19 protein-coding genes and 2 pseudogenes are annotated in these 18,280 nt (G+C 67.5%); 3 read left to right on the forward strand and 18 right to left on the reverse strand.

Features of this window, described 5'->3' with window-relative positions; translation table 11 throughout:
* Positions 1-771: 771 nt before the first annotated feature.
* Complete coding sequence (locus tag OG254_RS38745; protein ID WP_405591539.1) at positions 772-1,263, forward strand: NUDIX domain-containing protein; 492 nt, start codon at positions 772-774, stop codon at positions 1,261-1,263.
* Between the two features lie 33 nt (positions 1,264-1,296).
* Here OG254_RS38745 and OG254_RS38750 read toward each other — a convergent pair whose 3' ends face one another.
* From OG254_RS38750 to OG254_RS38760, 3 genes are all read right to left on the reverse strand, one after another.
* Complete coding sequence (locus tag OG254_RS38750) at positions 1,297-2,151, reverse strand: hypothetical protein (protein ID WP_405591542.1); 855 nt, start codon at positions 2,149-2,151, stop codon at positions 1,297-1,299.
* A 169-nt stretch (positions 2,152-2,320) separates the two neighbouring features.
* Positions 2,321-2,632, reverse strand: a complete 312-nt coding sequence (locus OG254_RS38755) for a hypothetical protein (protein ID WP_405591545.1) — start codon at positions 2,630-2,632, stop codon at positions 2,321-2,323.
* Positions 2,633-2,711: 79 nt separating this feature from the next.
* Complete coding sequence (locus OG254_RS38760) at positions 2,712-2,954, reverse strand: hypothetical protein (RefSeq protein WP_405591547.1); 243 nt, start codon at positions 2,952-2,954, stop codon at positions 2,712-2,714.
* Positions 2,955-3,495: 541 nt separating this feature from the next.
* Between OG254_RS38760 and OG254_RS38765 the strand changes: the two genes are divergently transcribed.
* A complete protein-coding gene (locus OG254_RS38765; protein ID WP_405591550.1) occupies positions 3,496-3,729 on the forward strand; it encodes a DUF397 domain-containing protein in 234 nt (77 codons plus the stop codon).
* Between the two features lie 247 nt (positions 3,730-3,976).
* Positions 3,977-4,807: an SAM-dependent methyltransferase gene (locus OG254_RS38770; protein WP_405595447.1), complete on the forward strand. Its 831-nt coding sequence runs from the start codon at positions 3,977-3,979 to the stop codon at positions 4,805-4,807.
* An 18-nt stretch (positions 4,808-4,825) separates the two neighbouring features.
* Here OG254_RS38770 and OG254_RS38775 read toward each other — a convergent pair whose 3' ends face one another.
* From OG254_RS38775 to OG254_RS38845, 15 genes and pseudogenes are all read right to left on the reverse strand, one after another.
* Entirely contained in the window at positions 4,826-5,761 is a 936-nt protein-coding gene (locus tag OG254_RS38775) for a helix-turn-helix domain-containing protein (protein WP_405591553.1), read from the reverse strand.
* Between the two features lie 559 nt (positions 5,762-6,320).
* The gene (locus OG254_RS38780; protein WP_405591555.1) at positions 6,321-7,076 is read right to left on the reverse strand and encodes a hypothetical protein; all 756 of its coding nucleotides are present in this window, start codon (positions 7,074-7,076) and stop codon (positions 6,321-6,323) included.
* A 104-nt stretch (positions 7,077-7,180) separates the two neighbouring features.
* Entirely contained in the window at positions 7,181-8,296 is a 1,116-nt protein-coding gene (locus OG254_RS38785) for a DnaB-like helicase N-terminal domain-containing protein (protein WP_405591557.1), read from the reverse strand.
* Positions 8,296-9,561 carry a DNA cytosine methyltransferase gene (locus OG254_RS38790; RefSeq protein WP_405595449.1) on the reverse strand — a complete coding sequence of 422 codons (1,266 nt, stop codon included), beginning with the start codon at positions 9,559-9,561 and terminating at the stop codon, positions 8,296-8,298. Before OG254_RS38790 ends, OG254_RS38785 begins: the two co-directional genes overlap by 1 nt.
* Positions 9,561-9,992 (reverse strand): annotated as a pseudogene (locus OG254_RS38795) (hypothetical protein); the annotation flags it as partial. The gene OG254_RS38790 and the pseudogene OG254_RS38795, both read right to left, overlap by 1 nt.
* A gap of 351 nt (positions 9,993-10,343) precedes the next feature.
* On the reverse strand, positions 10,344-11,360 hold the full coding sequence (locus OG254_RS38800) for a terpene synthase family protein (protein WP_405591560.1): 1,017 nt from the start codon (positions 11,358-11,360) through the stop codon (positions 10,344-10,346).
* A gap of 186 nt (positions 11,361-11,546) precedes the next feature.
* Positions 11,547-12,665 (reverse strand): hypothetical protein, encoded by a 1,119-nt coding sequence (locus tag OG254_RS38805; RefSeq protein ID WP_405591563.1) that lies wholly within the window; start codon positions 12,663-12,665, stop codon positions 11,547-11,549.
* Positions 12,666-13,144: 479 nt separating this feature from the next.
* A complete protein-coding gene (locus tag OG254_RS38810) occupies positions 13,145-13,471 on the reverse strand; it encodes a helix-turn-helix domain-containing protein (protein ID WP_405591566.1) in 327 nt (108 codons plus the stop codon).
* The gene (locus OG254_RS38815; protein ID WP_405591569.1) at positions 13,468-14,544 is read right to left on the reverse strand and encodes a tyrosine-type recombinase/integrase; all 1,077 of its coding nucleotides are present in this window, start codon (positions 14,542-14,544) and stop codon (positions 13,468-13,470) included. Before OG254_RS38815 ends, OG254_RS38810 begins: the two co-directional genes overlap by 4 nt.
* A gap of 178 nt (positions 14,545-14,722) precedes the next feature.
* Positions 14,723-15,178: pseudogene (locus tag OG254_RS38820) on the reverse strand (hypothetical protein); the annotation flags it as partial.
* Positions 15,179-15,282: 104 nt separating this feature from the next.
* Positions 15,283-15,600, reverse strand: coding sequence for a hypothetical protein (locus OG254_RS38825; RefSeq protein WP_405591571.1), 318 nt, complete (start codon positions 15,598-15,600; stop codon positions 15,283-15,285).
* A 407-nt stretch (positions 15,601-16,007) separates the two neighbouring features.
* Entirely contained in the window at positions 16,008-16,460 is a 453-nt protein-coding gene (locus OG254_RS38830) for a hypothetical protein (protein WP_405591574.1), read from the reverse strand.
* 222 nt (positions 16,461-16,682) lie between these two features.
* The gene (locus OG254_RS38835; protein WP_405591577.1) at positions 16,683-17,345 is read right to left on the reverse strand and encodes a DUF317 domain-containing protein; all 663 of its coding nucleotides are present in this window, start codon (positions 17,343-17,345) and stop codon (positions 16,683-16,685) included.
* A gap of 44 nt (positions 17,346-17,389) precedes the next feature.
* The gene (locus OG254_RS38840) at positions 17,390-17,671 is read right to left on the reverse strand and encodes a hypothetical protein (protein WP_405591580.1); all 282 of its coding nucleotides are present in this window, start codon (positions 17,669-17,671) and stop codon (positions 17,390-17,392) included.
* Positions 17,672-17,703: 32 nt separating this feature from the next.
* A complete protein-coding gene (locus OG254_RS38845) occupies positions 17,704-18,222 on the reverse strand; it encodes a hypothetical protein (RefSeq protein WP_405591582.1) in 519 nt (172 codons plus the stop codon).
* Positions 18,223-18,280 lie beyond the last annotated feature (58 nt).

The following is an 18,280-nucleotide window of genomic DNA, read 5'->3' on the forward strand; positions in this document are numbered from 1 at the left end:
CCTTGATGGGGTGTGAGCCGGTCTGGCGGTGACGGGCGTGCTTGCTCTCCTGGGTCCGTTCCCAGTTGGCATAGCCGCTATGACGTCGTGTGGGCATGAATGCCTGCGGCTGGCGTGAATCCAATGGCTCAAAGGTGCTGTCTTGATCGTCGGGCCGAGATGTGTGGGCTCTCGGGGTCCACCGGTGTTGAGACGGGGCGTATCTCACCCCGGAGCCGGTCGGTCCCGTAGGCTCGGTAGATAGCCGGATGGCGATGAATAGTGCCGCGTCCTGTTGGATGCTTCGTTGCTATGGGCCGGCCTGAGCTGGGTGATGCGGGCGGGGGCTGGGTAGCCGAGTGGGAGGAAGTTCACGTCAGAGCCCCTTCGGTTGGGTCGAGTCGGACAATGGAATTTCCAGGATGTGGATGAACCCCGGTTTCGGTAACCGGGGTTCGTGTGCTAGTTGGGGAGCGCCGTGGCCTGTTTTCCGTTCCCAAACTCAGTCCACCGGTGGAGCTGTCGATTTTTCTGATCACGCCGAGGTCCCTTCCTCCCTGGAGGGGCGCCTCTCGTTGCTTGTGAGTCTGGCCGCGGACCCAAGTGGAAATCTCGGCTGCGCGTCTGCTCAGCGCGACTCCCGGCAGCGGCGCCCTACGCGGAGAAGGACGACCAGGGGGCGTACGTGCCTCGGAACTTGGAGGCGGATCGTGCGGCTTCTGCGAAAGACTGACCGAGCCGAAGAGCTGGGGGTATCGCTCCCACCCTTTGAGAGCGTTTGGAGGAGCACGATTGACTGAGTCCGATCAGCAGGAGGCTCGGTGGAAGAGCGAACCGATGACGACGCGGCTCATCGCTGCTGTGCTCGTCACGGATCCTGACAACGGCAGACTCCTCATCTTGCGGCGGAGCAGCCACTTGGATTTCGCGCCCGGCGAGTGGGATGTTCCCAGCGGCAAGGGCGAACCCAGGGAACGGATCACCGTGACTGCGGTACGAGAACTGAAGGAGGAGACGGGCGTCGTGGTCGCCGAGTCGGACCTGCGCCTCGTCCATGGTGCCTGGGGATCGGAGGTCCCGGGGATGTTCATGGCCCTGGTCTTCCACACGGACCAGTGGAGCGGTACGCCCCACAACGCGGAACCGCACAAGCACGACACCGTCGCCTGGGTGCCTCCGGACGACCTTCCGCAGCCCTTCACGCACACGACCCTGGTCGCCGTGAAGCGGTACCTGGACGGGGGCCCGATCCTTTCGTTCGACGGTTGGCCTGAGGCCGGATGACGGTCAGTCCGGGCGGCTGCCGTAGGACCGTGGTCAATAGGCGTGAAGCCGGGCCGTGAGCCGCGCGGCTTCCTTCCTGGCTGGCTCCAGCCTGGGATCCTCGGGTTGCGCGTGCGGCCCTGCGACCTTCGCGCAGAAGAACAGCGCCATCAGCAGGCCGGATCTACTCTCCAGGTCCGGCCGACGCTCGCTCCACACACGTTCTGCCAAGGCCGGGACAGCGAGAGAATTGCCCCAAAGCGTTGCCGCGTCCAGCCCTCGGGGCGCCATGCCCCAGTCCTCCCAGTCGATCATGCAGAATTCCGGGCCAGTCACGTTCGCCCACGTCAGGTCGGCATGAGCCGGCAGCCACTCCTCCACAGCGGTGTCGGCCGCCCCGGGGAAAATCTCCCCGATGGTTGCTGTCACCAGCTCCTGCGTGATGGTTTCGGTGTCCGGCGTGGCGACACGAGGCGTGGCCTGAGCGGCGAGCGCGTCCAGCGAAGCATTTAGCGCGGACCACCACGCATCCGGGAGACGAGGGTCTTCCATCACAAGAGCGGCCTGACCGACGGGCGCGGCGTTGACCAGTTCCATCTCGTCCGCCCGCCACATCACCGATTCACCCGGCTCACGCCATGCGAACCCGGCGTACCACCAGGGCATGACGACCCCGCTCAGGACAGCAGCGGATTCCGGGCCGTTCCACCCCTGGGCACCGATCCGGTCGAACCCACGCCGCTCGATGCGCACCCAGGTACCGCGGTCCGTCCGCGCCCCGACCGTACGGCGCTTGCGCACTACCGTCTCCCGGTCGAGACGCACCTGCAGTGACCGCTCCACACGGTCCAACACTCCACTGAGCGATTCCCGGCGTAGATCAACAGCACGAGGCGCAGACATCGTCATGCGCGGGACCGTAGCAACTCACCGGAGCAGGATTCTGAGATCCAGCTATTTCGGCTTGCACGGAGGCGTGGTCCCGGTCTTCCTGGTGCACCGACGCTTCTTGTCGCAGAAGGCCACGGGTTCGCGGGGCTGGCGCAGCTGCTGCATCTGAACCGCGGCATGTGCGACGTCATTGACTCGGCGTAGCGTCCTCAGGGTGCTCGTCTGTCCGATGCATGCTGCTTGGGCTGCGGCGCTCGTGCTCGTCGTCCCAGACCTTCAGCAGGATGTGGTGATCAGCACCGCAGGCGCGGGCGAAGTGGATGGTCAGGTGCCGGCTGGGGAACCGGTGGCCGGACAGGACAGCAGCGACGTGCTCCGGATCCGCCCCTATGAGGCGGACGATGTCCTCGGTGGTCAGTCTGCTCTGGCGCTGGATCTGTTCCATGACCAGGCCGATGTGGGTCGCTCGGAGGAGCGAGGCGCGCGGTGTTTGATGCATGTGCAGGACCCCGCGTGTGTTGGAGAGTTAGTGATCGGGATGGTGAGGGGCGCTGTCTGGGCAGCACCCCTCACGGCGGTCAGTGGGGCTGGTCGCAGAGGCTGTGTCCGGGCCGGTGGCGGGTGAGGCGCAGGCCGAGCAGGACGAGGAATCCGGCGTTGGTCAGCCAGTGCCCATGCGGCTGGAGGAACAGCAGAGGGCCGGCATGCCCCAGGGCGAGTTCTAGGCAGCTGCTCAGACAGGACTCGCACACGCGGACGCGTGGCGAGCGGGGTCGGGCGTGGCGCGGTTTACCGCGTCGTCGCCAGGGGGAGGGGTCCATCGCGCTCTCCTGAATGGAGGGTTGTGGACACGGGCCCCGGCGAAGGATTCCTACATCGCTGCTGCCGGGGCCTGGTGCCACCCGGCTGTGTGGCCGAGTGCGAACGACGCTAGGAGAGACGGGGCAGGCCGTCTGACGGTCCGCCACACCGGCGCGCGCTCGTGCGGCCCTCTGCGGTGCACGGGAGCCGGGCTCGCCTGCTGCGGCTGTGTGTTGAGTGTTCGACTGCTGCCGTTCGTATCGGTTGGGTGTGCTTCTTCTTTGCGCTGGTGAGGAATCCGTCCGTCTGGACGCGCCGACGCGCGGACGGGTGTGTTCGATCGCGTTGCCGAGGGCGGGACCGCGTTCTGGTGTTGGTGTGACGGTGCGGTGAACAAACCCGGTGCGACGACGCATTTGCAGGTAGCGCGGCAGCTGATTCAAGACATTGTCGCTTCAAGCAGGCATATCCGTCGTCAAGGGCGGTGATCCTCCTAGCGTCGGACCGAAATGCAATTGCATTCGGGCAACGGGGTGTTCGTTCACCGCAGGAGGTCGTCCGGTGGAGAAGCCGACACGTGTACACAGCTGTCCCGCAAGCAGCAGCCAGCGAGGCCGGGTTGTCTGGCGGAAGAGTTCTTACAGCAATCCGCAAGGGGCATGTCTTGAGGTAGCGGAGCCGTCCGATGGGACGGTCTGGTTCCGTGACTCGAAGGTGCCCGACGGCCCCGTGATCGCCTTATCCCGGCGGGTAGCCTCCGCCTTCAGTTCCGCTGCGGGGCGACGGGAGCTGTAACCGGTCCTCGCCGGTGAAGCCGTCCGCTGTGTACGCACCTGCAAAGACGTGTCTCCGGGCGGCTGCCGGCCGGGCACGGTTCGCGGAACCTGTGGTTCCGCGAACAGGCCCGGGCGCAGACGTGCTCGCAAGCTCAAAAAGTCATTCAGTGCTCGACATTCCCGGTGACCAGCCAGTAAGCAGGAGCACAATGCAAGTGCATTCCGTCGCTGACGTGGGTGGACGGTTGCGGGACGTCGGGAGGGCCATGGTGGGGGAGCAGTCCGAACCTGGGCACGGCAGGGGCACGGACTTAGGGCAAGACAAGGCGCACAGCGCCCGGATGTACGACTACTTCCTCGGTGGGAAGACCAACTATGCCGTGGACCGGGAGGTCGCCGAGACCGTCATACGCCACTTTCCCGCGGCAGAGACAGCGGCCCGTGCCAACCGGGCCTTCATGCATCGCGCCGTACGCTGCCTGACCCGGCTCGGAGTGCGCCAGTTCATCGATGTGGGCGCGGGGATTCCGATGTCACCCAACCTGCACGAGGTCGCCCAGAGTGTCGCGCCCGACAGCAGGGTTACCTATGTAGACAACGACCCGATCGTGCTCGTCTACTCCGACGCACTCCTCGACAGCACGGGCGAGGGCGGGACTTGCTACGTCCAGGCTGATGCGACCGAGTCGGCTGCCGTCATCGACGCGGTCAAGAGCGAGGGGGTCATCGACTTCGGGCAGCCGGTCGCGCTGACCCTGCATGCCCTGCTGCCCTTCGTGACCGGCGATCACGTGCCCTACCGCATGGTGCGGCGCCTCATGCAGGAGCTGCCTTCGGGCTCATATCTGAGTCTGTCGCATGACACCGGGGACTTCGCGCCGGAAGCCTGGCAGGCCATCGTCGACACCTACACGCAAGCCGGGACCCCCGCCCAGGTTCGCACCCGGGCGGAGGTGATGAGGTTCTTCGACGGTCTGGAGCTGATCGAGCCGGGCCTGGTCGTCGGGCATCGCTGGCGGCCCGAGCCTGGCAGTGGTCCGAGCCTGGTGAGCGACGCACAGGTGTCCCTCTATGCCGGCGTGGCCCGTAAACCGTGACTGGAGGAGCCGGCCTGCTCAGCGGCGGTAGTGGCGCGTGAGCAGGTCGCTGATCCGGCGGCGCGTCTGACGGGGGGCCAGTGAGGCAAACAGCAGTGCGTCAAATGCCTTCACTCGCTGGTCGACCGCCTCGTCGTCCTCGATGATCAGACCGCCGTCGAATCCCTCGGCATAGACAAGGGTGGGCAGCATGCCGGCGAAGTCGAAGATCGTCGTCGGTCCCAGGTCGACAGGCAGGTCGCAGCGGCCCAGCTCGGCGAGCCTGAACTGGTAGCGCGGGTCGGCGGACAGCTCAAGTAGATGCTCCAGCTGCCCGCGCATGACCTCCGTGGATCCGACCGGCCGGCGCAGGGTGACCTCGTCGATGATGAACATGCCGGTCTTGTCTGCGGGCGCACCGGTGAAACGCGCCTTGCGCTCCCCGCGTAGCTGCGCCCGGGCCTCTCGTTCCTGGAAGGTGCCGCTGCCCCGGTTGATCACGGCTTGGGCGTAGGCCGGGGTCTGCAGCAAGCCATGAACATGGAGCGGCTCGTACGACCTGATTCGCTGGGCCATGTCTTCGAAACTGACCACGGCCTGCAGGAACTTCGGCGTCGCCCACGACCACGACTGCCACCATGCTGCCTCGTTGGCGCCGGCGGCCAGTCCCAGCAGCAGCTCTTGCTCCGTTGGATTGTTGATGCCGTATAGCTGGAAGAGGGCGTATAGGTCGCGCTCCTTGAACTGATGACGCCCGTTCTCGATCCGGCTCACCTTCGACGGTGATCCGCCTATGAATCGGGCCACCTCGCCCTGCTTCAGGTGGAGGCTCTTGCGGCGCTTGCGTAGAGCGTGGCCCAGCACCATGCGCGGGGCGGACGGTGCGGGCTCGTCCCGCAGGTACCGCACACCGCGGCCGGCTTTGGGGCTCTCGGTCTCGCCTGGGTCCCCGGCCCCTGCCAACTGCTGGACCACAATCGCTCCTTGGTGCTGCGAACTGAGGGTGAAGCTATCGGCACTCATCGTGCACGAACGGCCCGGCTCCGGCGGCGGATTCGGAAAAAAGTCCAACATCGTTTGTATGTGTGACCGGCGCCACATGTCCTACGAGGGTGAAGCGAGGGTCTCAAGCGACGTCAACAAGACGTACTCAAACGCGAGTTGACGCCTCGTCGGAGCACTGCTTCGCAAGCGTCTCGCGGGGACGCATTACGGCAGGGTGGCTGGAATGGGCTTGTGGGCAGCCCCTGTGTTCTTGAGGGTGATCCCCTGTCGGGTCGGTCATGAGTCAGCTCGGATCGGAGCGCCCGCGACCTGCATACGGCGATGCCCAGCACCATCCGCTGCGGGGATGGCGCGGCTCGTCCGGGCCACGCCCTGCTCGCGCGGTGTGCGCGGCTCGATTTCGGTGGCGGGTGAGGCTAGGGCGGAGGGTGTCGCCGTTGCCCTGGCCGAAGGCGTACCTCATCCAGTGGTCATTGCTGTGGGCCAGGCCGCAACTCAGGCGTGGGCGGAGCGACCGGTGGTGATGCTGCTACCTGGGCGGGGGCTTGGGCGGTGTAGAGGTCTGGACCGTCAGGGGGCGTCGGACGAATGCGGCGGGTGCCTTGTCCTTCGGCCATTTCGAAGGTGATGTCCTGCAGCAGGGCTGCCCGGGCGTGTGCGGAGGTGCAGTGCCCAGTCGGGCTGGTGGATGGCGTGGCCGCTCCAGATTGTCCATGTAGGCAGCGGGCTGCTGGGCGGCGAAGGTGTCGAACTGTGCGCCGGCTGCCTGGGGGCCGTGTGCCTCCCAGGTGATGTAGCGGCCGTCGATGGTGTGCTCCCAGTCGGCGTCCGCGAGTGGCTGGGCCGCCTGGGCGATGGCGGACTCCGCGATGCTGTTGGATGGGCCGCGGTCCCACGGGTTTCCGGTGGCCACGGAGTTCAGCAGGGTGCTCACGATCGCGTTGGGAGTCGATGCGGTGGCCGTTCCGTGCCACCACAGGTCGCTGACCGGAGTTTCGTAGACCGCAAAGATCCACTTGATATCGCGGCCTTCGGCGTCGTGGTCGAACAGAGCGCGCATGGGCAGCGACTCGTGATTCGCGACGGTCGTCGAGTCTTCCCAGGTGCGGTACTTCTCCCAATCGCCGTTCTCTGTGAGGAAGTCGTCGAGCAGGGCTTCGTGGTCGCAGGGGTCGGCGGCGTAGGCGGGCACGGTCACCTTGGGCCGCGAGGCCGCGCCCGCAGCGGTGTCTGGTGGGCCCTGGGCCGTGCGGGCTTGAGCGGTCTTGCGTTCGGTGTCGGTCATGGGGCGGGCCCGGGCGTGGGGGGGGAGGGGGCTGTAGAGCGTGGAGGTGGGCTCGTTTCGAGTCCGGGTCCGCCGTGGAGGCCGACCCGGCCCGGTGGTTGCGGTCATCGGTGGGCGCGCGCGGCGGTGACGGCCGGCCGGTGTAGCGGTCCGGCCCGGGGACGTGGCGCCGACCGCGCGGGTGCGCCGGCGGAGGTGGGTGCAGTGGCGCGGTTCCAGCGGGTACGCAGGGTGTTGAGGTCGGCCAGCGCCCGTCGGCTGCCGGTGATGAGCTGGTGGGGGGTGTTGGCGGGGTCGTCGGTATAGGCGGTAATCCGTGCGGCGACGGCCTGGGCGCGGGCGAGGAGAGCGCGCTGAAGGACTTTCTCGCCCCAGTACTCGGGGGAGCCAGCGGGCGTGGAGACCAAGGCCATCAGGTCCTTGGGGGTGAGCGAGCCGGTGAGCAGACCGCGGTGCTGGGCCTCGCCGAGGACGGTGACCGGGTCGACCATGTCGCCGCGGTGGACCAGTGCCGTGATGGACTGCCAGAGCGCGGCGTGCAGCGGCAGCAGGAAGTCCGCCTCGGTCAGCCACCGCATCTGCTGAACCTCTGCCGGATAGGCGGTGGCGGTTGCCAGAAGGAGGCGTTCTTCGTCGAGATCCTCCTCGCCGGCCTCATGCGGGACCTCCGCGGGGAGTGTCGTACGGGGCAAGGAGCCGGGGTGCGGGGCGAACTGTTCGGCGAGGGCGTCCAGGACGCGGCCGATGTCGTCGGCCATGCCAAGCGTCGCGGCGGCCGGGTTGGGCAGGCCCGGGTCGGTGGCGGTCGACGCGAGCCGCTCGGCGTGCCCGCGCAGGATCCGGCGGGCGTTGTCGGCACGGATCATCCTGGCGTACGCCGCAGCGTGCTTCGGCTGCGGGCAGAACTGGATGAGGGTGTGGAGGTAGGAGGCGTTCAGGCCGGGAGCGTGCGGACGTGCATGGTCCAGTACGGCATTGAGCCAGGCGGTGTCCTTGGCGTGGTCTGCGGGGGCGGGTGGCGGGAGCGTGCGGATCGAGGTGAACAGCGCGGCGTGTGTGTGGCTGTCGAAGTGGTGGGCGATCAGAGGCTCGGTGTCGGCCAGACGGGTGGGTTCGAGGAGGAGGGCGCCGAGCAGGGCCTGCTCGGCGTAGTGGACCGGCTTCGGTGCCGGCGGGAGGTCGAGGCGGTCGTCCTCGTCGGGTTCGGGGGTATGGGGCATCAGGCGGCGAGGGTGAAGTCGTCGGGGTTGAAGGGCTTGTTGAGGTGCGGGGCGAGCAGGTGTGCTGCCAGGCGCGGGGGGACGGCGTTGCCGATCTGGGAGAACATCTGGCCCTTGTTGCCCTGCCAGGGGTAGTCGGCGGGGAAGCTCTGCAGGACACCCGCTTCTCGGGCGGTGATCTTGATCGGGGCTGGCGCCGATCGCTGCTGGCCGTCCGCAAGACCGGAGGTGGTGTCGGCGACCCAGGTGCATTCGTTGGCCCGGTGGCCGAAGAACAGGGTGCCGGCGGGTTGGTCGGCACGGCGCACGGTGGCGTTGGTCTGGTTGTTGCTGCGCAGTGACCATGACCATCGGCGTGCCTCAGCGGTGAAGGTGGGGGCCGACGCATCTGCGGAGCGGTTCTCACCGGGCCGGGCGGCCCAGCCGGAGCCCTCTTTGCAGGAGGCCACGACGGTCTCGGAGTCGGGGTGGGGTGTCCAGGTGCCGCGGTCGCGGGCGTCGGTGAGGGTCTTGCGGGAGCCGGAGGGGAAGGGTTCGGGGCCGCCTCCTGGTCCGCCGCCGGCGCACACGGTGGGCACCGGGCCGTCAGTGCGCCCCCAGCCGAGGGCCTCGGCCATGGAAACCCAGCGGGCGCGGCCGGGGCCGAACAGCGACTCCGGCTCGGCGGTCTGTGCGTGGGTGGGTGGCGAGGGCTCGGCGGTGCGGATGCGGGAGGCGAGCAAGATCGCTCGCTTCCGGGTCTGGGGGACGCCGTAGTCGGCGGCGTTGAGGATGCCGGTCCAGACGGAGAAGCCCCAGGTGCGCAGGATGGCCGCGTACTGCCGCCACAGCGGCAGTACGTCGGGGACTTCCTCCAGTACCACCCACTCGGGCTCGCCCAGGGTGTTGAGGGCGTGCAGGTAGCGCATGGGTTCGGCCGCGAGGAGAGATCGTTCGTCCGCGCACGCGCCGAGCAACTGCTCACGGGTGTCGCGTCCGGCGGCGAGGTCGGCGACGGCCTGGTGGACGAGCGGCTGGTCGACCAGACCGAGACGTTTGCCTGCCATGCTCCATGCCTGACAGGGAGGGCTGGCGATGAGCCCGGTGGTCTTGCCGAGGAACGGCCAGACCGGGTACATCGCCACGTCGGTCCGGATCGTCAACTGTCCTTGCGCGGCTCGGGTCTTGCAGGCCCACTCGTCCCATTCCAGGCCGATGTCCCGAACGCCGAGTACGGACAGTGCGTGGCTCCAGCCGCCGGGCCCCGCGAACAGGTCGAGCACCATCACGTGGCCAGCCCGAAGTCGTCCTGCGTGGCTGCGATTTCACCTCGGCAGGTCCAAGGGGAGCACCCGTCGGTTACGCCCTCTTCCAGTTGCTGCGTGGCTTCTTCGGTGTCGAGTTCCTGCTGGAGCGCGGCCCATTCGGCGGCGGTGACGTGGTCGATCGGGGCTTCGCTCAGCGGAATGCGGGAGCGGTGCAGGAATGCCTGTCCCAGAAGCCGGTTGCCGGTGGCGTTGGCGCGGGCGTTTCCCTTGCGGATAGCGGCGTCGAACTCCACCACGTCTGCCCATTCGGCAGGCGAGTTGTCGCGGATATGTCGCCACTGGGCGTTACCGTGAAATGGGCATCCAAGGCAGCTCGATTTCGGAGTGTCGGCCAATCCGAGCGAGGACAGGTAGCGGATGCAGTCGCTGCGTGACCAGCCTATATCGATGGACTGCTCGGAGTTCAGCGGAACTGAAGTTTCTTCGCAGGGAACTTCGGGCGGTCGCGGGACTCTGGAGCTGTTCGGTGTGGGAGTTTCCGGGCGCCCTGTGCGGGGATTTGGTTTCGCTGTTCGGCAAGTGGTGCCAGATATTCGGATCTTGGGTGGGAGGTTGTGCAACGTGCCTTTTTCGTAGTGATGTTGGTGGTCAGCGTGGTCGCTGCCCTTGATGAGGCTCTTTGAAGACGGTTCTGGCCGCGGTTCCGTGACGGCTACGTCAGATGGCCATCGACCCGCTCGACATGAGGCAGGCGCGTCACGGAAGCGCCTGCCCCCGAGATTGACGTTTCGGCCAGCTGGTCAGTCCGTTTGGCGGAGGAGATCGTCGGGGTAGCTGCCTGCCCACTGACCTTGTAGGTCACTGGTCGTGTAGCGGTCGACGGCGGTGTGCCAGGCGAGTTGTCCGCGTAGGTTCAAGGCGATGTTCTCGCAGTGTTGAAGGGCGACTGTGCGGACGTTGGCAGGGATTTGCTGCTCGTGCAGTTCTGCGGGGATGTCGTTCGCGAGGAGGCGTTTCACGGTCTCAGCCTGTTCGGCGACGAGTTCCGCGATGTGGTCCACTGCCGTCTGCATGGGGCACTCGCGCTCCTGCATGATGAGCAGGACGGCGTTGTAGGGATAGCCGACAGTGCTTTCCCGCTCGACGGAGAACACGTCGTTGACCAGGGCGATGTGTAGGGATCCTGCGCGCCGGAGCATGCCCATGGGCCCGCAGGTGCGCACGCTGTCGGGCAGGAAGAGCGGGAGGCCCAGCTCGTCGAGAACCCACAGCCACGGCATACCGATCGAGTAGATGCGCCACGCGAGGTACTCCTCAAGTGTCGGATTCTGACCGGCTTCCTTCAGCTCGGCCTCCAAGGCGTAGGCGCGTAAGAATGCTTCAAAATCGGCGACGAAGGCGTGCTGCCAACTCGTCGGCGCATCCGCGCGGGTTTCCGCCCACAATTCGTGCAGGGCGTCGGCCACGGGAGACGGCGGTGCAGGATGGCCGTGGAGGATTCCGCACAGTTCCTCGATGCATTGCGACAGGGCTGCCGGCCGTCCGCCTACGGTGTCCTCGTCGAGCTGGTCGTCAAGGCGGAAGGTCAGAGCCAGCCACTTCAGCCCCAGGGCCAGCACGCTGAGGCCGGCTCGGGGCCAGACGTATCCGCCGGAGAGATCAGCCCCCGTCTTGCGCATGCGGGCGCGGGCCTTGGGCGTTGGCGCCAGGCCGTGGGAGTCGATCCACTCCCACATGATCCGTGAGGCATCTGGGACGTGGGGGTTGCACGCAAGAGGGAACGGTGCGGAGAAATCCGGGATGCGGATGCGCGACATGATCTGACCTTGTTCTGGCCGTATTTCGGTGTCCTGGGGTCCTGTTGCGAGTATCTGGGGCAGAGCGCTGCGAAAGGAGTTGTGTATGCCGTGAATAACCGTTGAGCGGTTGTGCGCTCGCGCGCCACTAGGGCGCATCAAGCTGATAGACAGCGACGGACACCCGGCGTAGTCATCAGAGAGTCATCACCCTGGACCTGCTTCGAGGATTGAGCGGGCGGCGTTTGCGTAGCGGATGGCTGTGGCGGCGCTGATTCCGAAGACAGCGGCCAGGTGCAGCGGATCGGGTCCGCGGTCGAGGGCTTCGTCGAGCCAGCGGTCTGCTCGCAGGCGGTCGAGGGTGGCGTTGTGCCCGCGGAACAGGTTGGAGAGGTAGTAGGCGGTCACCGGCCGGGTGTCGTAGGCGGTCCGTGCTGAGATCAGCAGGTGAGGGTTGCCGGTGTTGGGCCAGCGCGTCCTGCGCTGGTTCAGGTAGAGGCGGATGACCTGGAGGGTGAGGTCGTCGAGTCGCCGGTCGTGACCCGCAATCGTGAGGATGCGGTTGCCGAGATGCACGTCGTCGAGCTGGAGTGCACGGATGTCGCCGGGACGGGCCGCGTGGACGGAGGCCAGGGCGAGGGTCAGACGGTGTTCGGGTGTTGTCGCTGCGGCGATGACCTGCTGGTAGTCGGTCGGGGATAGGGGCAGGATCGGAGGGAGCCGGACGGTGCCGGGGGCGATGCGGACGGTGGGGTTCTTGAAGATCAGCCGTTGGGCGCGCAGGTAGCGGAAGAGGGACCGCAGCGAGATCAGTGCCTGGGTGCGGGCTGAGCTGGAGGACAGTGAGGCGAGGGCTTCCCGGACGTGGTCTGGGGTGATCTCGCGTAAGTGGTCATGAGTGTGCGACCACACGATCAGCACGGGGGCCGCGGAGCGCAGGTACTCCATGACGGTTTCCCAGGTGCGGGGCCGGCAGCGCCTGGTGCCGTCCAGGAGCTGGCGGATCCAGTCCTCGACGGGGGCACGGATGGCCGGGGAGACCTTGGACAGGCGACGCTCGAACGCCGTCTCCAGCGGGGAGAGCCGGTCGTCGTGGAGCATGTCCAGGTCGGCCAGGAGCTGGGCGGTGCGCTCGACGGGCAGTCTGCGGAGCGCGGCCAGTGGCTGCAGTTCGGAGTAGATGACGGGCTCGTCGGCGGGGCGGCAGCCCAAAGCCGTGATCAGGGTCCGTCGGACCTCGCCGAGCAGCCGTTCCGTCCAGCCGTGCGCGTCGGCTGTGAGCTGGGCGGCATGCCAGGCCCGTGCGACGTGGGGGAGCGCGAGCACGTCCCTGAGCCATCCCTCGTGCGTGGAGGGCCGGCGGAACCTGGTCAAATCGCGCGGGATCGTGAAGAGAGTGCCCTGCCCGGGGCCTGGCGGCGGGGTAAAGGGATGCGGTGCCGCCACGGTCCGACGCTTGGACTGTTTCGCCTTCGACGAGGGGGTCCACAGGCTCACATCGGTGTTGGCGAACACGAGCTGGTGGCAGTCGATCTGCTCAAGGAACGCGGCCAGGGGACCGCAGTGACGGATGCCCGTGCCCGTGGTGATCCGGTCGATGTTCGCGCGACGATGTGCTTCTCGCCAGCACAGGCGGCAGTAGCGTTGCTTGACGGCGATGTACCGTCGGCAGCTGGCGCACCTGCCCTCGTTGTGGAGCCGGCGGAAGGCGTAGCAGGCCGTGCATCGTCCGTACCACCACAACGGTCCCCATGCGAAGCACTCCACGCATGACCCGACCGGTCGCGTGTCGTAGCGGGCGCTGGTCATAGCGGCGGCTTGCTGCGGCCTCGCGGACTGCGGGGCTGGATCACGGGCGAGGACGCACCCACCGCCTCAGACGCCTCCGCCTCGCAAGCCACGGGAGAGGCCACGGACTCCGGCTCACGGATGAGGAGTTCCTCGGGACCGCAGTCCAACACGGCGCAGAAGACTTCGAGTTCGTCGAGCTTGATGCTGTTCGGTCGGCCCGACCACAACCCGGAGAGCTTGCCCGCGCTCATCGTCAGCCCGCGTTCAGCGAGCATCCGCTGCAGCTCGCTGGCCTTCCAGATGCCGCGGTTCGCCGCCGCGAGACGCAGGTTCCACCTCATGGGATCAGTCCTTCCAGACGCTGGGCGGCTCGTTGCTGTCCTCGCAGCCAGGCGTCCTCGATGTGGGTGCGCTGGACGTGCACGTACCGCATGGTGGTGGCGATCCAGCTGTGGCCGAGCAGTTCCTGGATGGCCAGCAGGTCCATCCCGGCCAGGTACATCTGGCTGGCGCAGAAATGCCGCAGGACATGGGGGGTCAGTCGGCCGGTCCAGGAGTGCAGGTGCCGCTCGACCGCTTCGTTCAGACCGTCGCGCAGGGACTGCGAGCTGACCTGTTTCGACGTGCCGTCCGTGTTCTTGCGTTCCGACGGCAGCAGCGGTGCACCTGGGCGGCTCCATTCGTCGTCGAAGTAGCCGCGGACGTCTTCGACGTACCACTGGGCGGTGGCCCGGGCACCGTTGATCAGCGGGACGAGCCGTTGCTTCGGCCCGGCGCCCCGGGAGCCCTTGCCGTAGCGCACGTGGACTTTGCCGAACCGCCCGACTTCCCACTTGATGTCGTCCAGGCTCAGACACCGGCACTCGGTGATGCGCAGCCCCACCTGCGACATCAGCTGTGCAGCGGCGAAGTTGCGGGCCCCGGTGGCGAATTTCCGGCAGGTCTGCAGATCACAGGCCCAGCCCTGGAACAGCATGCTGATCTCACGCTCGGACGGCGGGATCCGGATCAGCAATTGGGTGGAGCCGCGCTGCCGGTTCAGTTCGTCCAGCGGGCACTCCACCACGATCCCGGTGAGGCTGTGGATCTCAACGGCGTGACGCAGTTCCAGATACTGGAAGTACACGGACAGGGCGTCGGCCTTGCCGCGCCGGGTGGTCGGCGCGAGATGACGCACCTCTCGCCCGAAATAGGCGTCCGCGTCGGGAGGTTCCATCTCCCACAGCGGCCTGCCGAACCAGTCGCGCATCTGCTGGAGATCACCGATGTCGTTGCTGATGGTGGTGTCGGCCGTACCGGCTGCTGCCCGGGCCAGGATGAACCCCGCCAAGGCGTCCGTCTCGAACCTCTCCAACTCCTCGGCCGTCGTGGGCTGTCGGGCGTCACGGAGGTCTCGCACAACTGTCAGGCCCACGGGCTTCCTCCTGCGACTTCACGGGAAGCGGGCGTTTCATCACCGTAGACCTGGGATCTTCATGCTGGGTGAAGGTTCCTCGGACTTGGCATTGCTTCACCCGTGTGGGTGACGTGCTCGACGAAGCTGCTGGCCAGCTAGTGGCGCACGTAGGTTCGTCGTGGCGGTGTTGAGAGGAACTCCGGGCAACTGACACAAGCGGGTGCCGGTTGCGCATGTACTTCACGTCCGCGTCCTTGGCGCGGTGGAATTCGTCCGTCGAGATGCCCACCCACTGCTCCACGAACATGTCGCGTGGAATGCGGGCGGGGTAGGGGTAGCCGAGGAGTTCGCGAACCTTCTTCTTGATCGGTTTTATCTTATATTCGCCGGTGCATTGCCTCCGGGTCATCCCTGCCTTGCCGTCCTGATTGAGGATGTAGAGCGGCATGGAGGCGAATCTGTGATCCGGGTCTAGCGCATCACTGCGAATGTTCCCGGACGTCACGCGCAGAATGGGGATGCCTGCCGGTTTGGCTACCTGCCGCTCCAGGCGGTCGAGATGGGAATACACGGCATTCGGTTCCCAGCCTGTGTCGGCGAAAATGGCATAATCGACTCTGGGGAGAATTCCTTCGGCTGACAGGGCGAGCATGGCGCTGGATTGAATTCCGGCGCCGAGCGAGATCGATCGGAATACGGGGTTGTCGGAAATGGGGACGTCCTTGCGGTGAATGGGGCGCTGGCGATGGCGGGTGGTCAGCGGCGGGGAGTGGAGGCGCGATGCCCGGCGGGTGCTGGCGGAGTCGGTGCCGTGGAGGGGGCGCGCGCTGCGGCGAAGGCGGGGCGTACTTCGTCGAGACCGGCAGCGAGGTCGCGGGCGGTATCCGTGGCCGTGCGCAGCCATTCCCAGGTGGGGGTCGGGAGTTGGCGCCAGTGGGCGTTGTTGCGCGCCCATTCGAGGATCTCGGCGGCGTTGCGCAGCTGCTCGGCGAGCTGGGCCAGTACGGCGTGCTGCTGGTTGGGTTCGCGGGCGGTGGTCAGGGACTGCAGGAGTTCGTCGAGGGCGGTGGGCACCGGGCCCGGGTCGTCGGGTAGTCCGTAGAGGCGGGCGTGCAGGGACTGGGCGATGCCGTTCGCGGGGCCGCCGGAGGAGCGGTGGTCGTAGCGCGGTGCGGCCAGGCGGCGCAGGGAGAAGTGGACGACGACGTCGCGGGGCGTGGCGTCGGGATGGACCTGGGCGGCCAGGGCGAGCGCGATGTCGTGCGCGGTGGGGGTGTCGGAGGTCGTGAGGGCTCCCGGGATGTGGGGTGTGGTTCAGCGCCCGCGGCTGACGGCAGCCGCGGGCTGGGGCGCTGCGGGGCGCCTGGTGCTCAGGGCGGCGGGCCGGGGGTGCGCGAAGGAGGCTGCGAGATCACGGCGCCCGGCCGGGCTCAGGTGCACGCGCTCGTCCACGAGCCACAGGTGGCAGTCCTCGCGCGTGATCAGCCCACGGCTTTCCAGGGCGCGGATGGTGCTGATGCTGAAGCGGACGCCCTCGCGGCGGTGGTAGGCCGGCCGTCGCTGATGGTCACGTCCCCGCGGGCGATGGCGTGCAGCGTGCTGCTCTGGGTGCGGGACAGTGCGGGCGGCTGGTGCTCGGGCAGGTAACCGTAGTGGCGGCGTTCGGCAAGGTACTGTTCGGCACTCGCCACGGCGTCAAAGGCGCCGAGAGCGGTGAGTTCGGAAACCAGGGTGAAGCGCCGGCCGATTTCCTGTCGCGCGTCCTGCTCGCTCGGGACCGCCAGGAAGCCGTCGCCCAGCTCCATGGGCAGTCCTGACTGGGCATGTATGAGGATGTCCTCGGCGTCGATGAGGTGGTCGGCTGCGTCAGTGGCCAGGTGAGCGAGCTGACGGATCCGGGCGTACACAGCGCGGATGACGGGGCTGTGGTACATCGACTCCTGGTTGAGCGTGGTGACGATGTCCAGGGCCGCGTTGGCCAGCGTTTGGGCGCCGGCCGTTTGGGTGTTCAGGATCGTGGCGGGCCGGTTCCCGTTGACCGCATGTCGCAGATGCAGGTCGTGGAAACTGGTGAAGTCGGAGGCCAGAGCGAGGAGTTGCTCGGCCGGTTCGAGGGAGACAGTCTTCTCGGGCAGGGGTGGCTCCGGGAGGGGTGGTCAGCGGCGGCGGGGGCGGGCGAGCTGCGCGAGGGCGTGATCGACGTGAGGGTTGATCGCGGCTCCGCGGACCGGGGTGATCAGGTTGCTGTGCTCGTACCGGGTGCTGAGGGGCACGTCGGCGAAGGCCCGCTCCACCGCTGTGGGTGCGGCCAGGTGGGCGAAGAAGTTCCGCACGAGCGCCTCGGGGGCGTCGCGGGTGAAGGTGGCCAGCGGCTGCTTTTCGAAGAAGGCGTGCCAGGCCCGCCAGGCGATGTCCTCGTCGGGCGTGTGGATGACCTGGCAGTACCCGTCGGGCGAGGTGAGGGCCCGGTCCTCGACGGTCCACAGGTGGAGCGTCGCGAGCTGGTCCGGGGGCATGTCAGTGATCGGGATGCGGTCGGCGTGCCGGGTGTCGCCGAGCAGTTGAGGCAGAGCCTGGGTGACGGCGGCGACGGCCTCCAGGGGACTCTGCCGGCTGAACTGCACCTCCCAGTACGGCTCGTGGTGCGCGATCGTCCACCACTGCCCAAGGGGGTGGATGGGGTCGAAGTCGACGAACATGCCCCCGTCGGGGCTGTCGATCTTGACGTGTCCGGTGGCGGCGTCATGCTGCGGGGTCCAGCCGAAGAGGTGGATCAGCGGGCCGATCGCGTCGGCGAGCCGGTCACCGGCGCCGGCCATATATCGCGGGGAGACCAGGACCCGGTCGTCGGGTGCGTACGCGGTCACCGGTGGGCTCCCTGCGCGACCACGGTCTTGGGTCCGGCGGCCACTTGGGTCGCAAGCCGAGCGGCCGGGCGCGGCTGGGCCAGGGCCTGCTTCCCCTGCTCGGTGACGGAGATCTTCCCTCCCGCCCACAGGGAGGTGCTGGTGTCGTGGATGACGAGTCCGCGCTTTTCCAGGGCCCGGTAGGTGGCGATGGAGACGCGGGTGCCGTCGTTGGTGGCGACGCGGGTTACGCACAGTCCGCGAGTGGCGCTCTCGTACAGGTAGCCCCCGCCGTTCACTTCCGTTCTAGTGGTCGTCGCAACACCCCAGCTCAAGGGGTGCGATGGACTTCGAGATCCGGAAGAACCGTGGACCGGGGGGCGGTGGCCGCCGGCTTGTTCTTGTGCGCTGTGGTCAGGTCCTCGGTGATGCCGTGGGCGAGGTAGTGGCAGCCGATGGCGCACAGGTCGAGCTGGTGGACGGCATCGTCGAGGTGGCCGTTCATCTTCGGGATGGCCTCGGCGTGCCGGACCGTGCGCACGGCCTCGTCGTCGGCCGGGTAACCGGCGAACTGGGCGCCCTCGTACGGGTTGGCGAGCACCACATGGGCCAGGTCGGTGCCGGCGAGCGATGACGAGGACACGATGGAGGCCATCAGCTCCAGGCCGGCCCGGCTGCCGGCGACGCTGGTGTACGTGCTGTTGTCGAGTGCGGTGAGGCGCACCAGGGCGGTGGCCGTGAGGTCCTGCGCCTGCAGGAGCAGGGGGCTGATGTGGCGCAGCGCGTCCGTGCCGGGTGTGTAGGAGATGTCGCGCACGCGCGCCTTGAGGGCTTCGAAGTCGTGTGCCAACTGCCTGAGTTGACCGACTTGTTCATTCAGGTCGAGTGGGGGCGTGGGGATCGATGGC

Origin of the sequence: Streptomyces sp. NBC_01092 (assembly GCF_045039535.1) — a bacterium.
Lineage (GTDB): Bacteria > Actinomycetota > Actinomycetes > Streptomycetales > Streptomycetaceae > Streptomyces.

Excerpts from the sequence above, each read along its gene's own strand:
- OG254_RS38770 (WP_405595447.1), top strand. The coding sequence starts at position 3,977 with ATGGTGGGGGAGCAGTCCGAACCTGGGCACGGCAGGGGCACGGACTTA.
- OG254_RS38755 (WP_405591545.1), bottom strand. The coding sequence starts at position 2,632 with ATGCATCAAACACCGCGCGCCTCGCTCCTCCGAGCGACCCACATCGGC.
- OG254_RS38785 (WP_405591557.1), bottom strand. The coding sequence starts at position 8,296 with ATGCCCCATACCCCCGAACCCGACGAGGACGACCGCCTCGACCTCCCG.
- OG254_RS38810 (WP_405591566.1), bottom strand. The coding sequence starts at position 13,471 with ATGAGGTGGAACCTGCGTCTCGCGGCGGCGAACCGCGGCATCTGGAAG.
- OG254_RS38780 (WP_405591555.1), bottom strand. The coding sequence starts at position 7,076 with ATGACCGACACCGAACGCAAGACCGCTCAAGCCCGCACGGCCCAGGGC.
- OG254_RS38790 (WP_405595449.1), bottom strand. The coding sequence starts at position 9,561 with ATGGTGCTCGACCTGTTCGCGGGGCCCGGCGGCTGGAGCCACGCACTG.
- OG254_RS38835 (WP_405591577.1), bottom strand. The coding sequence starts at position 17,345 with ATGGCCGGCGCCGGTGACCGGCTCGCCGACGCGATCGGCCCGCTGATC.
- OG254_RS38830 (WP_405591574.1), bottom strand. The coding sequence starts at position 16,460 with ATGTACCACAGCCCCGTCATCCGCGCTGTGTACGCCCGGATCCGTCAG.
- OG254_RS38760 (WP_405591547.1), bottom strand. The coding sequence starts at position 2,954 with ATGGACCCCTCCCCCTGGCGACGACGCGGTAAACCGCGCCACGCCCGA.
- OG254_RS38750 (WP_405591542.1), bottom strand. The coding sequence starts at position 2,151 with ATGACGATGTCTGCGCCTCGTGCTGTTGATCTACGCCGGGAATCGCTC.
- OG254_RS38800 (WP_405591560.1), bottom strand. The coding sequence starts at position 11,360 with ATGTCGCGCATCCGCATCCCGGATTTCTCCGCACCGTTCCCTCTTGCG.